Source organism: Asanoa ishikariensis (assembly GCF_900107455.1).
Taxonomy (GTDB): domain Bacteria; phylum Actinomycetota; class Actinomycetes; order Mycobacteriales; family Micromonosporaceae; genus Asanoa; species Asanoa ishikariensis.
Window position 1 is genome coordinate 1,777,374 of record NZ_FNQB01000001.1, and the last position, 12,011, is coordinate 1,789,384.

Consider the following 12,011-nt stretch of genomic DNA (forward strand, 5'->3'; position numbering starts at 1 on the left):
GCGGTTCGCCTCAGCCGACAGGTGCGGGCGAACCGCGGCCGAACTCCTCCCGTAGCGCCCGCATCGCGTGCTCGACGACCTCGATGAGCGTCTGCTTGACGGCCTCACGGCGGCGGGCGTCGGTCATCAGCAGCGGCACGCTGGCCGGGATGGCGAGCGCCTCGCGCACCTCGTCGACCTCGTACGTCGGTGCGCCGTCGAAGCAGTTGAGCGCCACCAGGTACGGCAGGTTGTGCTTCTCGAAGTAGTCGAGCGGCGCGAACGCGTCGGTGATCCGCCTGGTGTCGACCAGCACCACCGCACCGACCGCGCCGCGGACGAGCTCGTCCCACATGAACCAGAACCGGGTCTGCCCGGGCGTGCCGAACAGGTAGAGGATCAGGTCCTCGGCCATCGTGATCCGGCCGAAGTCCATCGCCACCGTGGTGGTCTCCTTCTCCGGCACCTTCGACCGATCGTCGATGCCCGAGCCGGCCGTGGTCAACAGCGCCTCGGTGGTCAGGGGAGTGATCTCGGAGACCGCGCCGACCATCGTGGTCTTGCCCACGCCGAAGCCTCCGGCGACGACGATCTTCGCCGAGATGATGCCCCGCTCGCGGTCAAAGCCTGCGTAGTCCACTTAGCACCCTCTCCAACATTTCCATCCGTTCCTCAAAGCGCTGGGCGGGTGCGGCGCTGTGCAGCGTCAGCAGCCCTTCGCCGACCATGTCGGCCACGATCACCCGGGCGACACCGAGCGGCAGACGGGTGTACGCGGCGATCTCGGCCAGCGACTGGGGCGTGGACTGGCAGATCTGCGCGATCCGGTACTTGTCGTGGCCGGCGAACCTGGCCTCGGTGACCGCCTGCACGCTGGCCGTGAGCACGGCCTCGAGGGCGATGTGCCGCGACGGTTCGGTGCGGCCGCGGGTAACCGCGTACGGGCGCACCAGCGCGCCCCTGGGATCGCTGTGCGGCGGTTCCATGCGCGGTTACCTCCTCACGGTTGTGCGGGGGCGGCACGTTCTCGTCCACTGTGTTACGACCGACGGCCTATCGCGGCTTCGCGGCGCTCCGGCGAGAGGGCCTTGCCGACGCGTTCGACCAGCAGGGCCATCTCGTAGCCGACCTGGCCGACGTCGCTGTTGCGGCCGGCCAGCACGGCCATCGACGAGCCGTCGCTGATCGACATCAGGAACAGGTAACCGCTGTGCATCTCGATCACGGTCTGGAGCACGTTGCCGCCGTCGAACATCCGCGCGGCACCGCTGGTCAGGCTGACCACGCCGGCCGTGATCGCGGAAAGCTGGTCGGCCCGGTCCGGGGGCAGGTCCCGCGACGACGCGAGCAGGAGACCGTCAGCGGAGACAGCGACCACGTGCGCGATGCCGGCGACGCTGTCGGCGAAGTTGCTCAGCAGCCAGGCCATGTCCTGCATGGTCGGTGCCCTGTTCATCGGCTCTCCTTGCTCGGGTCGGGTAGGCCCGGCTCAGCGCCGGCCGTGCGGCCCCGTTGGACGCCCCGGTGGTAGGCGGACAACAGGCCACGGACCTCTTCGGGCGCACGCTTGACGCCCTCCTTGGGACGGGTCTCCACGCCGCCGGGTACGAGCTGCGCCTGCGGCACCCGCTTGGGCAGCCCGGACCGGGTGGTGCCGTCGGTCGCCGGCGTGGCGGCCCGGGTGGCCCGGTCCCAGCCTTCGTCGGCGGCGGTCCGCCAGAGCTCGTCGTCGGCCGGCGGCGGCGCGCTCCGGCCGGCCGGAGCGGCGGTGGTCACCGCGGGCTGCACGGGGATGGTGGGCGGGGTGGGTGCGGGCGCCGGCGGGGGAGGGCCGGGTGCCGCCGCCGGGCGGGCGGCCGGCGCGAGGTAGTTGTCGGGCAGGTGCAGGATCTGCGTGGAGCTGTGGCCGTGTGACTGGAACCAGACGGCTTCCATCTCCCGGAAGATCGGCATTTCGGTGGTCGCCTCCCGGCTGGGCTCGGCGAGCAGCGCGGCCTCGCTGCCCGCGACAGGTGGGACGGGCGGCGCGGCCGCGCTCGGTGCGGGTGGGACAGGCGGCGCGGTGGCGTAGCCGGGGCCGGCGACGGGTGCGGCGGTGGGCGGCACCTCGGTGCCGAACGCGGGCCGCTGCGGCAGCGACACGTCCCACTGGGCCGGTGTGGTCGGCGGTTCGGCCAGCGTCGTCGCCGACGCGCGGTTGGCCCATGCGCTGCCGCCGCGCGCGTGGCCGTTGCCGGCGGCCAGCGAGCCCAGCTCGGCCGACGCCGGCACCCGCTTGCGGGGCAGCAGGGTCGGCGGGTGTCCCGCGTGCTGCGGCACGACCACGATCTCGGCCGGCAGCGTGACGAGGGCGACCGTGCCCGCGTCGAGCGTGCGGCGCAGCTCGACCTGGATCCGGTAGCGGGCCGCGAGGCGGGCGACGACCGCGAGGCCCATCAGCCGGAACGCCGAGACGTCGACCGGTGACGGTGCCTGCAACCGCTGGTTGAGCGCCTCGATCTGGTCGTCGTCGAGGCCGAGGCCGCGGTCTTCGACCTGGACCACCACGTAGTCGCGGATCCGCCGGGCGTCGGCCACCACCACGGTGTTCGGCGGCGAGAAGCGGGTGGCGTTGTCGAGCAGCTCCGAGAGGATCCGGACGACATCGTTGACGGCCTTGGCGGACACGGAGATGTCCGGGTCGACCGTGCCGAACTCGATCCGGTTGTAGAACTCCACTTCGGACTGTGCGGCGCGCAACGCGTCGATCAGCAACGCGTCCTCGCGGCGCGGTGGTGCGGTGTCGGCACCGGCGAGCACCAACAGGTTCTCGTCGTTGCGCCGCATCCGGGTGGCGAGGTGGTCGAGCACGAACAGCTTGGCCAGCCGCTTCGGGTCCTCCTCGCCGCGCTCGATCGAGTCGAGCTCGCCGATGATCCGGTCGACCAGAGTCTGGCTGCGCCGCGCCAGGGTGAGGAACATCGCGGAGACGCTGGTGCGCAGCGCCGCCTGCTCGGCCGCGATCCGGACCGCCTCGCGGTGGACCACGTTGAAGGCGGCGGCGACCTCGCCCACCTCGTCGCGGTTGGTCAGGCGGATCGGGTCGCGTACCTCGTTGACGATCTCCTCGACGCCGCCCTCGCCGAGCTTCTCGAGCTCGCGCAGCCGGCCGACCGCCTCGGGCAGGCCGTAGTTGGCCACGGTGAGCGCGCCGTCCCGGAGGCGGAACAGCGAGCGGTTGAGCGAACGGGCGATGACGATCGCGAGGAGCAGTGCGATCAGCAGCACGGAGAGCACCAGCGTGCCCTCGACGGTGGCCTGCCGCACGGCGGCGCCACGCGCGTCGTCGGCCTGGCCGAGCAGGTCCCGTTCCAGCTTGGTCTCGGCGTAGCGCATCAGGTCGTTGACCGCGCCGATGGCCGGGCTGCCGACGGAGGCCGGGAACGGGGCCGCCTCGCCGACCGAGCGGGTGAGCTGGGCGGACACCTGATCGGCGAGCAGCGACGCGTCGCCCGTGACGGTCCGGTCGACCGCACCCTGCTGGGCCGCCGAGGCCGAACCGGCGAAGGCGGCGAACGCCTCCTGCTGGCTGGTCAGCGTCGCGACGAAGGCGGAGAACTGTTCCTGGCTCAGGCCGCCCGAGGACAGCGCGACGAAGACCACCGCCTCCTCCTCGGCGGTGGCGGCCTTGGCGCGCGCGAACGCGGCCATCGCGCGCAGGCTGTCCGCGAGGTCGCCCTCGCCGGACACCTGGCCGAGTGCCTCGCCGTAGGCCACCAGGTCGCCCAGCACGACGCCGTAGCGCAGCGTCGCCTCGGCGACCGACATCTCGCCGCGGGCCAGCGTCTCCTCCCGGATGCCGGGGAGCCCGGTCAGGTGGTCGTCGATCGCGGCGAGCCGGTTGCGCACCGAGCCCGGCAGGTCGGGCAGGTTGGCCCGGCGGTTCTGATAGGTGGTCACGAGCGCGTCGGTGCTGCGCACCCGCAGGTTGTACGCGTCTGCCTTGGCCTCCGGCGTGGCCAGGAACGCGGCGGCGGCCATCCGCTCCTTGTGCAGGTTCTGCGTCAACGCCGAGACGTCGATCGAGAGCTCTGACAGGGAGCGGATGAGCGTCGCGTCGGAGGCCTGGCGGGAGACGTCGACCAGCCGGACCGCGGCGAGCGCGATCACGGCGACCAACGGCACCAGCAACAGGAGGCCGAGCTTCGAGCGGATGCGTGCGTCGGCGAGGCGCGGCAGCCCGCGCCTTTCCAGCCCGGGTGTCCTCGGGCTGCGCGCCGATAGCGTCATCCGTCCGGTGGTCACGCCATCGCCTCCGTGGTGGGTTACGTGGCGGGTCCGCCACCGGTCGTCACGGCGCCCCCGCGGCTCACGCGGCACGGCGGCGATTTCATCAGGTTCTGCGGGTGTACGGAAGGGGCATCGAACTAGCAAACGGTCGTCGCGTACGCAACAGACACTCGGTGCCTCAAGCTGTCCATTCGGACAACGCGCTGAGCTGCTTGGTCATGACCTCCGTGTTCGCGTGGACACGGAAAGTAATGTCCATTGTGCGGACACGAATCTCAAACATTGAGACAATCAGATATGGGAATTCCTCAGCTTGACCAGAGCTGATGAGCTTGGCAAGGTTTCTCAACGCTTGCCGACCGCAGCCGGTCGTTGTCTCTCCACTGAGGAACACCGTCCAGGAGGCATCCCGTGACGTCCGTCAATTCCTTGACCCGCTCGCTCGCCGTCATCACCGCGACGGCGCTCGCCGTGACCGTGGCCGGCTGTGGTGGGGAGGACGACGCCGGCGTGGTCGCGAGCGGCGGCCCGATCGTGGTCGCCGCCGACCTCGAGCTCTCCGGCGCCGACGCGGCCGCCGGCCAGGCCTTCCAGCGCGCGCTGGAGCTGCGGGTCGACCAGCTCAACGGCTCCGGGTTGACCGGCGGCCGCACGGTCCGGCTGGTGGTCAAGGACAACCGGTCCGACCCCGGCGAGAGCCTGCGCAACATCCAGGACTTCAGCGCCGACCGCGCGGTCAACGCGATCATCATGGGCGCCTGCGCGCCGTGCGCGGTCAACGCCGCCAGAACGCTGAACGACAAGGCGATCCCGGCCATCTCGCTGGCCGCCGCCAGTGCCGTGGCCAGCCCGATCGCCGAGCGGCGCTTCATGTTCAAGGTCGGCCCCAACGCCAACGACAACGCCGCCGCGCTCGCCGCCGAGGTGCGCCGGACTCCCACGCTGCGCAAGATCGGCCTGCTCTACACGGCCGACGGCTACGGCGCCGAAGGGGTCACGGCTCTGGATCGCGAGTTGGGCAAGGTCGGGCTGAAGCTGGCGGCCAAGACCGAGGTGAAGCCGACCGAGGACAACCTCGACGATCCCGTCGAGCAGCTCGCCGCCGAAGCGCCGGACGGGATCCTGGTGTGGACCGGCGCGGAGCAGGCCACGAAGGCCAGCGCGGCGGCGGCCGAGGCCGAGTACCGCGGCCGGCTGTTCCTCGACGCGGCCGCGGCCGGTGACCTGTTCCTCGGTGGCCGCGACGGCACGACACCGGACGGCACGACGATGGTGTTCACCCAGACGATGGTGATCGACGACGTCATCGCGACGACGCCGGCGAAGGCTGCCCGCAAGCAGTGGTTCCGGGACTACACCGCCCGCTGGGGCAGCTACCACGGGATCGCCTCGTTCGCCGCCGACGCGTTGCAGTTGGTCACCGACGCCGCGGTGCGGGCCGGGGCCGACCCGGCCACGCCGGACCGCTCGGCGATCCGGGACCAGCTCGAGATGTCGCAGATGGACGGTCTCTCCGGACCGATCCGGCTCACGCCGGACAACCACTCGGGCCTGATGCGTCAGTCACTGACGATGCTGGTCGCCCGCGGCGGCCGCTGGCGCCTGGCGAGTTAGCCCGTGGTGCCGCGCACCCAAGGCAGGGTGACCCGTTCGATCGCGACCAGCGCGTAGAAGAGCACGATGCTCATCAACGAGAGCAGGGCCACGCAGGCGAAGGCCAGCGCGGTGTTGCCGCTGCCGCCGGATGAGCTGATCAGGTAGCCCAGTCCCGCGTCGGACGCGAACAGCTCGCCTACGACCGCGCCGACCAGGGCCAGCGGCAGCGCGACCTTCAGCCCGACGAAGATCTGCGGCAGTGCCGCCGGGAACCGGATCTTCACGAAGGTCTGCACGCGGGAGGCGTCCAGCGAGCGGGTCAGCTCGACCAGGTCGGCCGGCGTGCTGCTCAGGCCGGCCGCGGTGGCCAGGGTGATCGGGAAGAAGCAGAACAGCACGGCCATCACGATCTTCGGTGCGCTGTCGAAGCCGAACCAGACGATCAGCAGCGGCACGATCGCCACCTTCGGCGCGGCGTTGAGGGCGACCAGCATCGGGTAGACCGCTCGCTCGACCGTGCGTGAACCGGCGATCAACGCGCCGATCAGCACCCCGCCGACCACCGAGATGCCATATCCGGCGACGGTTTCCCAGAGCGTCACCCTGGCCTCGACGAACAGGTCGCCGGGCATCTCGGCGAACACCCGGAGCACCTCGGGCGGGGTCGGCACGAGGTAGGGCTGGATCTCGAACGCGACCACGGCCAGCCACCACAGCGCGACGGCGGCCAGGGTGCCGGCCACCGGGAGGACAACCGCGAGCACCCGACCGTTGCTCGCCCGCCGGCGCCCGGGACGGTCGGGCGCGGGTCGTTCGAGGTCGGGCAGGGTGTTCGCGGTCATCGAGACTCCACAGTGGTCAGGCGAACGGCTTCGGAATCAGGTTGAACGAGATCACGTCTTCCGGCTTGAGGCCGTCCGGGATCGCGCCGGCGCCCTGGAGGATCGCGATGCTGCGGGCGGCCCGGGCCTGGTCGATCTGGCCGAGACCGGTGCCGAGGTCGACGTACGGCCGCATCAGCGTCATCTCGGCCGCGGCGACCGGCGCCGGCTGGGTCTTCTCGAACTTGGCGTAGATCTGGCCCGCTTCCTGCGGGTTGCTGATCGTGTCCGAGAGGCCCTTGAGCAGCGCGGACATGAACCGCTTGACCTGGTCGGGCTTCTCCTGTGCGGTCTTCTTCGAGACGCCGATCGCGCCACCGAACAGGTCGGTGATCACGTCGGTGTACGGCAGCACGACCGCCTTCTTGCCGCCGGCGGCGCGCTCCACGCCCGGCTTGCCGACCGGGAACTGGGTGATCACGTCGACCTGCTTGGACGCCAGTAGCTGCGGTTGCTGCTGCGGCGCGACGTTCTGGAACTTCACCTTCGCCGCGTCGATGCCGGCGAGTCGGGCGTACGTCGGGAACAGCACCTGGTTGACCGAGCCGGGCTGGGCGCCGATCGTCTTGTTCTCCAGGTCGCGGGGCGTGCTGATGCCGCTCTCCTCCAGCGCCATCAGCGCGGTCAGGGAGCGCTGCTGCACGGCGCCGACGATGGTGAAGTCGTTGATGCCGCCGGGGCGGCCGTACTCGAGGAACGCGCCGGTCAGGTCGATCGAGGCGTACTGGACCGCGCCGGCGCTGAGTGCCTTGAGGTTGCCGTTGGTGCCCAGGCCGGGCTTGACCTCGACGTCCAGGCCGGCCTCTCGGAAGTAGCCCTTGTCGATGGCGGCGTAGACATAGGACTCTCGGCCGAAGAGGCCGAAGCCGCTCATGTAGACCACCTTGTCCAGTGGCTTGTCGGCGGCGTCCTGGGAGTTGCTGGCGGGCGCTTTGTCGTCGGAGCCGGAGCAGGCGGCCATGGTCAGCAGCAACGCCGCTGCACCTACGGCGGCCACCGCGCGGAGGGTTCGCATAACGTGAGGTCCCTTTCGTGGCATCGAAGGATTGACACACATTGGGCGGGGGACGACGCATCACCCTAGGGGAAACCCGGCGTTTGGCAACAGCCCGTACATCTATCCATCCGAGGCACCAAGGGATAACCTGGCGTCGATGTTTCTCCGGATCTTCGCCTCCACCAAGGGAGGCACGAGCTACGCCGACATCCTTGGCCTGGCAAGGCATGCCGAGGCCTGCGGCTTCGACGGCTTCTTCCGGCCCGACCACTATCTGCCGCTCGGTGGGCCGCCTGACCACACCCCGACCGACGTATGGACCACAGTGGCCGGTCTGGCCCGCGACACCACCCGGATCCGGCTCGGCTCGCTGATGAGCGCGGCCACCTTCCGGTCGCCGGGCGCGCTCGCGGTGGTCGTGAGCCAGGTCGACGAGATGAGCGCGGGGCGGGTCGAGCTCGGGCTCGGCACCGGGTGGTACGAAGCGGAGCACGCGGCGTTCGGCATCCCGCTGCCACCGGTCGGCGAGCGGTTCGAGCGCCTGGCCGAACAGTTGGCGATCGTCACCGGGCTATGGACCGCGCCGGATCGGTTCGACCACGCGGGTAAGCACTACACGCTGACCGGGGCACCGGCCCTGCACACCACCCAGCGGCCCCATCCACCGGTGATCGTCGGAGGCAAGGGGCCACGCCGCACCCCGCGGCTGGCCGCCCGCTACGCGGATGAATACAACGTGCAGTTCGCCAGCCCCGCCGACACCAAGGAGCTGTTCAACCGGCTCGACGCCGAGTCGGCGAAGCAGGGCCGGACCGTGCGGCGCTCGGTGTGTGTGTCCGTGGCGTGCGGGCGGGACGCGGCGACGGTCGAGCGGCGGGCGGCCATCCTGCGCCCGCCGGTGCGGGCTGCCGCGTCCGGCGCGTACGGGTCGGTCGACGAGGTGGTCGACTATCTCGGTCAGTTCGCCGCCCTCGGTGCCGAGCGCGCCTACCTGCGGATCGCCGACCTGGCCGACCTCGACCATCTCGACCTGATCGCCGGTGAGGTCATGCCGCAGGTGGCGGGATGATCCAGCTCTTCGGTGTGTCGCAGGTGTTCACCGGCCGCTCCGGCTCGGTCGAGGCGCTGCGCGACATCGACCTGAAGATCGCCGAGGGCGAGTTCGTCGCGGTGGTCGGCCGGTCGGGCTGCGGCAAGTCGACGCTGCTGCGGCTGGTGGCCGGGCTGCTCCCGCCGACCTACGGCGAGATCCAGGTCGCCGACGAGCGGGTCACCAAGCCGCGGCAGGACATCGCGATGCTCTTCCAGCGTCCGGCGCTGCTGCCGTGGCGCACGGTGCTCGACAACGTGCTGCTGCCGGCGGAGATCTTCAAGCTGGGGCGGGCGGCGCTGCGCGAGCGCGCGCTCGGTTTGCTGGAGATGGTCGGGCTGGCGGGTTTCGAGAAGCGGCTGCCGCACGAGCTGTCGGGCGGCATGCAGCAACGGGTGGCGCTCTGCCGTTCGCTGCTGTCCGGCCCGCGGGTCCTGCTGATGGACGAGCCGTTCTCCGCTCTCGACGCGCTCACCCGCGAAGACCTTTCCACCGAGTTGCAGCGCATCCACATGGAGAACCGAGCGACCATCATGTTCGTCACCCACTCGATCGACGAGGCCGTCCTCCTCGCCGACCGGGTGGTCGTGCTGAGCCCGCGGCCGGGCCAGATCGTCGACGTCCTCGACATCGACATCCCGCGCCCGCGCTCCCTGGGCCGCACGGCCCAACTGGACCAGGTAGTGGCGGCCCGCGCGGAGCTCCACGACCTGCTCATGCGCCGGGAGAGTGTCGTTCTTTAGGTCTTGCCACCGCGAACGTGGCAGGGTCGGGCCCCCTAGGGCCCGGCCCGGTGTCCGGCGGGAGCAACGGTCGCGCCCCCGGCGGACCCGGGACCAAGGTTCTCTGCTCTTCTAAACCCCGGGTTGCCAGACAAACTCTCGCGCCGGGACTGTGGTCAAACTGCGGAAGCGGTTGTTGACTGTGGCCGCTTCGGTGCTGTTCGGGAACGCGTTGGTGCACGAGACCGGTGCGCTGCTGCCCGACATGAGGTCGGCGCACAGCCCGGTTCGGCGGTCCGGCAGCCCCAGGATGTGGCCGAACTCGTGTGTGGAGATTCGCGGCTGGTAGTAGCCCTGGTTGACGGCCTGGCGGCCCATGTACCAGTAGCCGTTGCCGAGCGAGGTCGTGTAGGTGCGCGGCCAGCCGTTGTCGGCGTAGACCCGGATGTTGGGCGTGCGGCCGGCGGGCACCGGCTCCAGGCGCACGTTGGTGACCCGGCTGTTCCAGTTGGCCGCGCCCTGGCGCACCACGGACACGAACTCCTGAGACTGGCTGGCGTCGTAGTACAGCACCCGGACCGCGGCCTGGGCGACGCCGGCGGTGGCGAGCTGCACGCCGACCAGCGCGGCGGCTATCAGGACGAGAGTGGACAGTCTGCGGCGTAGGGCCATCGGGGGGCCTCCTCGTGGGAGCGGAACGGATCGGTGGCACTCATCCTATCGAGCTGCATCGATTTGATGACCATCCCGGCAGGCACCTACCGCCGGGGGATGGTAGGGCGGGCACTACCCCGGGTTGGGGTACCTGTGGCAGTGACCCAGCGTGGCCGGGCCGGAAGAGTGGTTGTCGAGGGTTCCGCGCGTTCGACTGGGGGAGCGGTGATGGGTGCACGATCCACAGTGGGCATCAGGATGGCGGGCCTGCTGCTGCTGGCGCTGTTGGGGATGACCGCTGGTGGGGTGCTGGGGCGGCTGCCGGTGGTGGCCGACTACTCGCCGGTGCCGGTGATGCCGGTCGTGGAGTGGGCGGTCGGCGGAGGTCGGTAAGGCGCGAGGGTCTCCGTGACATTTAGGGCATAAGCCGCGTTATTGAATGCGGGCCGGTGCCCGTGCCCTGAACCCACGGAGGCTTTGTTGAAGAGAATCCTGGTCGCCCTGCGGCGACGGTTCCCCCTGTTGTTCGCGGTCGTCGCGGTCGCCCTGCTCGCCTGGCCGGCGGCCGTCGTGGCCCAGCCCGCCGAGGACGCCTATCCGCTGAAGCCGACGATCGTGCTGGTCCACGGAGCCTGGGCCGACGGCTCCTCGTGGGACGGCGTGACCGCCCGGTTGCAGGCGGCCGGCTACCCGGTCCGCGTGCCGCCGAACCCGTTGCGCAGCCTGCCCGGTGACAGCGAGACGATCGCCGACTTCCTTTCCACCATCGCGGGTCCGATCGTCCTGGTCGGACACTCGTACGGCGGTGCGGTGATCACGAACGCCGCCGAGGGGAACACGAACGTTCGTGCACTGGTCTACGTGGACGCGTTCGCACCCGACGAGGGCGAGAAGGTGGTGGACCTGGTCGGCCCCGACTCGGTCCTCGCCGGTGACCCGGCGCTGGTCTTCGACTTCGTGCCGTTCCCGGATGCGCCCGAGGGCGACGCCGACCTCTACCTGAAGGAGGAGGTCTTCCTGACCGGCTTCGCCAACGGCGTGCCGGTGGAGCAGGCCCGGGTGCTGTGGGCCAGCCAACGACCGTTGGTGGCCACCGCCAGCAACCAGGAGTCGGGGCCGGCCGCCTGGAAGACCATTCCGTCCTGGTACGTGGTCGGCACGCAGGACCAGGTGATCCCGAAGGCCCAGCAACTCTTCATGGCCAAGCGGGCTGGTTCGGCGGTCACCAAGGTCGACGCCGGCCACCTGTCGCTGATCACCAAGCCCGACGAGGTCACCGAGGTCATCCTCGACGCGGTCAGGCACGTCTCCGCGACGTGACCGCTGTCGCCGGCCGGTCGCGCCCTACGGGGCCGGCCGGCTGGCGGCGCCGTCGCGGGCCTCGCGGAGGCCGCGGCCGGCCAGGCCGTCGGCGCGCTCATTCTCGGGGTGGCCGGAGTGGCCCTTCACCCAGAACCAGCTCACCTCGTGCGGCACCAGTGCCGCTTCCAGGCGCTGCCACAGGTCCACGTTCTTCACCGGCGTCTTCGCCGAGGTCAGCCAGCCGTTGGCCTTCCACTTCGGCAGCCATTTCGTGATGCCGTCGCGCACGTAGACGCTGTCGGTGTGCAGCCGGACCACTGACGGCCGGGTCAGGCTCTCCAGCGCGCTGATCGGCGCCATGAGCTCCATCCGGTTGTTGGTGGTAGCCGTCGCCTCGCCGCCGCACATCTCCTTCTCGACCGTGCCGTAGCGCAGCAACGCGCCCCAGCCGCCCGGCCCAGGGTTGCCGCTGCAGGCGCCGTCCGTCCAGATGTCCACGGTCATGCGGGCACCTTACGCGA

At 70.6% G+C, this 12,011-nt stretch carries 13 protein-coding genes; 5 read left to right on the plus strand and 8 right to left on the minus strand.

Going from position 1 to position 12,011, the window contains the following annotated elements:
- Window positions 1-10: 10 nt before the first annotated feature.
- Genes BLV39_RS08370 through BLV39_RS08385 form a run of 4 tightly spaced genes read right to left on the minus strand, consistent with a single transcriptional unit; the run spans window position 11 to window position 4,263 of the window.
- On the minus strand, window positions 11-619 hold the full coding sequence (locus tag BLV39_RS08370) for a GTP-binding protein (protein ID WP_090789014.1): 609 nt from the start codon (window positions 617-619) through the stop codon (window positions 11-13).
- Window positions 600-965 (minus strand): DUF742 domain-containing protein, encoded by a 366-nt coding sequence (locus tag BLV39_RS08375; protein WP_090789016.1) that lies wholly within the window; start codon window positions 963-965, stop codon window positions 600-602. The genes BLV39_RS08370 and BLV39_RS08375 overlap by 20 nt, the downstream gene beginning before the upstream one ends.
- A gap of 53 nt (window positions 966-1,018) precedes the next feature.
- Window positions 1,019-1,435 carry a roadblock/LC7 domain-containing protein gene (locus tag BLV39_RS08380; protein ID WP_090789018.1) on the minus strand — a complete coding sequence of 139 codons (417 nt, stop codon included), beginning with the start codon at window positions 1,433-1,435 and terminating at the stop codon, window positions 1,019-1,021.
- Window positions 1,432-4,263, minus strand: coding sequence for a sensor histidine kinase (locus BLV39_RS08385; protein ID WP_373315417.1), 2,832 nt, complete (start codon window positions 4,261-4,263; stop codon window positions 1,432-1,434). The genes BLV39_RS08380 and BLV39_RS08385 overlap by 4 nt, the downstream gene beginning before the upstream one ends.
- A 396-nt stretch (window positions 4,264-4,659) precedes the next feature.
- Here BLV39_RS08385 and BLV39_RS08390 point away from each other — a divergent pair, with 396 nt between their 5' ends.
- The gene (locus BLV39_RS08390) at window positions 4,660-5,862 is read left to right on the plus strand and encodes an ABC transporter substrate-binding protein (RefSeq protein ID WP_090789020.1); all 1,203 of its coding nucleotides are present in this window, start codon (window positions 4,660-4,662) and stop codon (window positions 5,860-5,862) included.
- Here the strand turns inward: BLV39_RS08390 and BLV39_RS08395 are convergent.
- Together BLV39_RS08395 and BLV39_RS08400 are read right to left on the minus strand one after the other, a co-directional pair.
- A complete protein-coding gene (locus BLV39_RS08395; RefSeq protein ID WP_090789021.1) occupies window positions 5,859-6,686 on the minus strand; it encodes an ABC transporter permease in 828 nt (275 codons plus the stop codon). The genes BLV39_RS08390 and BLV39_RS08395 overlap by 4 nt on opposite strands.
- 16 nt (window positions 6,687-6,702) lie before the next feature.
- The gene (locus BLV39_RS08400) at window positions 6,703-7,740 is read right to left on the minus strand and encodes an ABC transporter substrate-binding protein (protein WP_176984812.1); all 1,038 of its coding nucleotides are present in this window, start codon (window positions 7,738-7,740) and stop codon (window positions 6,703-6,705) included.
- A gap of 139 nt (window positions 7,741-7,879) precedes the next feature.
- On the opposite strand from BLV39_RS08400, the gene BLV39_RS08405 reads away from it, so the two are divergent.
- Both BLV39_RS08405 and BLV39_RS08410 read left to right on the plus strand, forming a co-directional pair.
- Window positions 7,880-8,791: a TIGR03560 family F420-dependent LLM class oxidoreductase gene (locus BLV39_RS08405; RefSeq protein WP_090789025.1), complete on the plus strand. Its 912-nt coding sequence runs from the start codon at window positions 7,880-7,882 to the stop codon at window positions 8,789-8,791.
- Window positions 8,788-9,555 (plus strand): ABC transporter ATP-binding protein, encoded by a 768-nt coding sequence (locus tag BLV39_RS08410; RefSeq protein WP_090789027.1) that lies wholly within the window; start codon window positions 8,788-8,790, stop codon window positions 9,553-9,555. Before BLV39_RS08405 ends, BLV39_RS08410 begins: the two co-directional genes overlap by 4 nt.
- 111 nt (window positions 9,556-9,666) lie before the next feature.
- Here the strand turns inward: BLV39_RS08410 and BLV39_RS08415 are convergent, their stop codons facing one another.
- On the minus strand, window positions 9,667-10,206 hold the full coding sequence (locus BLV39_RS08415; protein WP_090789029.1) for a snapalysin family zinc-dependent metalloprotease: 540 nt from the start codon (window positions 10,204-10,206) through the stop codon (window positions 9,667-9,669).
- A gap of 210 nt (window positions 10,207-10,416) precedes the next feature.
- On the opposite strand from BLV39_RS08415, the gene BLV39_RS42855 reads away from it, so the two are divergent.
- Entirely contained in the window at window positions 10,417-10,581 is a 165-nt protein-coding gene (locus BLV39_RS42855) for a hypothetical protein (protein ID WP_176984813.1), read from the plus strand.
- Window positions 10,582-10,668: 87 nt separating this feature from the next.
- Complete coding sequence (locus BLV39_RS08420; RefSeq protein WP_239084010.1) at window positions 10,669-11,508, plus strand: alpha/beta fold hydrolase; 840 nt, start codon at window positions 10,669-10,671, stop codon at window positions 11,506-11,508.
- Window positions 11,509-11,532: 24 nt separating this feature from the next.
- Here the strand turns inward: BLV39_RS08420 and rnhA are convergent, their stop codons facing one another.
- Entirely contained in the window at window positions 11,533-11,994 is a 462-nt protein-coding gene (rnhA, locus tag BLV39_RS08425) for a ribonuclease HI (RefSeq protein WP_090789033.1), read from the minus strand.
- Between the last annotated feature and the right edge of the window lie 17 nt (window positions 11,995-12,011).

Excerpts from the sequence above, each read along its gene's own strand:
- BLV39_RS08375 (WP_090789016.1), bottom strand. The coding sequence starts at position 965 with ATGGAACCGCCGCACAGCGATCCCAGGGGCGCGCTGGTGCGCCCGTAC.
- BLV39_RS08380 (WP_090789018.1), bottom strand. The coding sequence starts at position 1,435 with ATGAACAGGGCACCGACCATGCAGGACATGGCCTGGCTGCTGAGCAAC.
- BLV39_RS42855 (WP_176984813.1), top strand. The coding sequence starts at position 10,417 with ATGGGTGCACGATCCACAGTGGGCATCAGGATGGCGGGCCTGCTGCTG.
- BLV39_RS08410 (WP_090789027.1), top strand. The coding sequence starts at position 8,788 with ATGATCCAGCTCTTCGGTGTGTCGCAGGTGTTCACCGGCCGCTCCGGC.
- BLV39_RS08400 (WP_176984812.1), bottom strand. The coding sequence starts at position 7,740 with ATGCGAACCCTCCGCGCGGTGGCCGCCGTAGGTGCAGCGGCGTTGCTG.
- BLV39_RS08415 (WP_090789029.1), bottom strand. The coding sequence starts at position 10,206 with ATGGCCCTACGCCGCAGACTGTCCACTCTCGTCCTGATAGCCGCCGCG.
- BLV39_RS08395 (WP_090789021.1), bottom strand. The coding sequence starts at position 6,686 with ATGACCGCGAACACCCTGCCCGACCTCGAACGACCCGCGCCCGACCGT.
- rnhA (WP_090789033.1), bottom strand. The coding sequence starts at position 11,994 with ATGACCGTGGACATCTGGACGGACGGCGCCTGCAGCGGCAACCCTGGG.
- BLV39_RS08405 (WP_090789025.1), top strand. The coding sequence starts at position 7,880 with ATGTTTCTCCGGATCTTCGCCTCCACCAAGGGAGGCACGAGCTACGCC.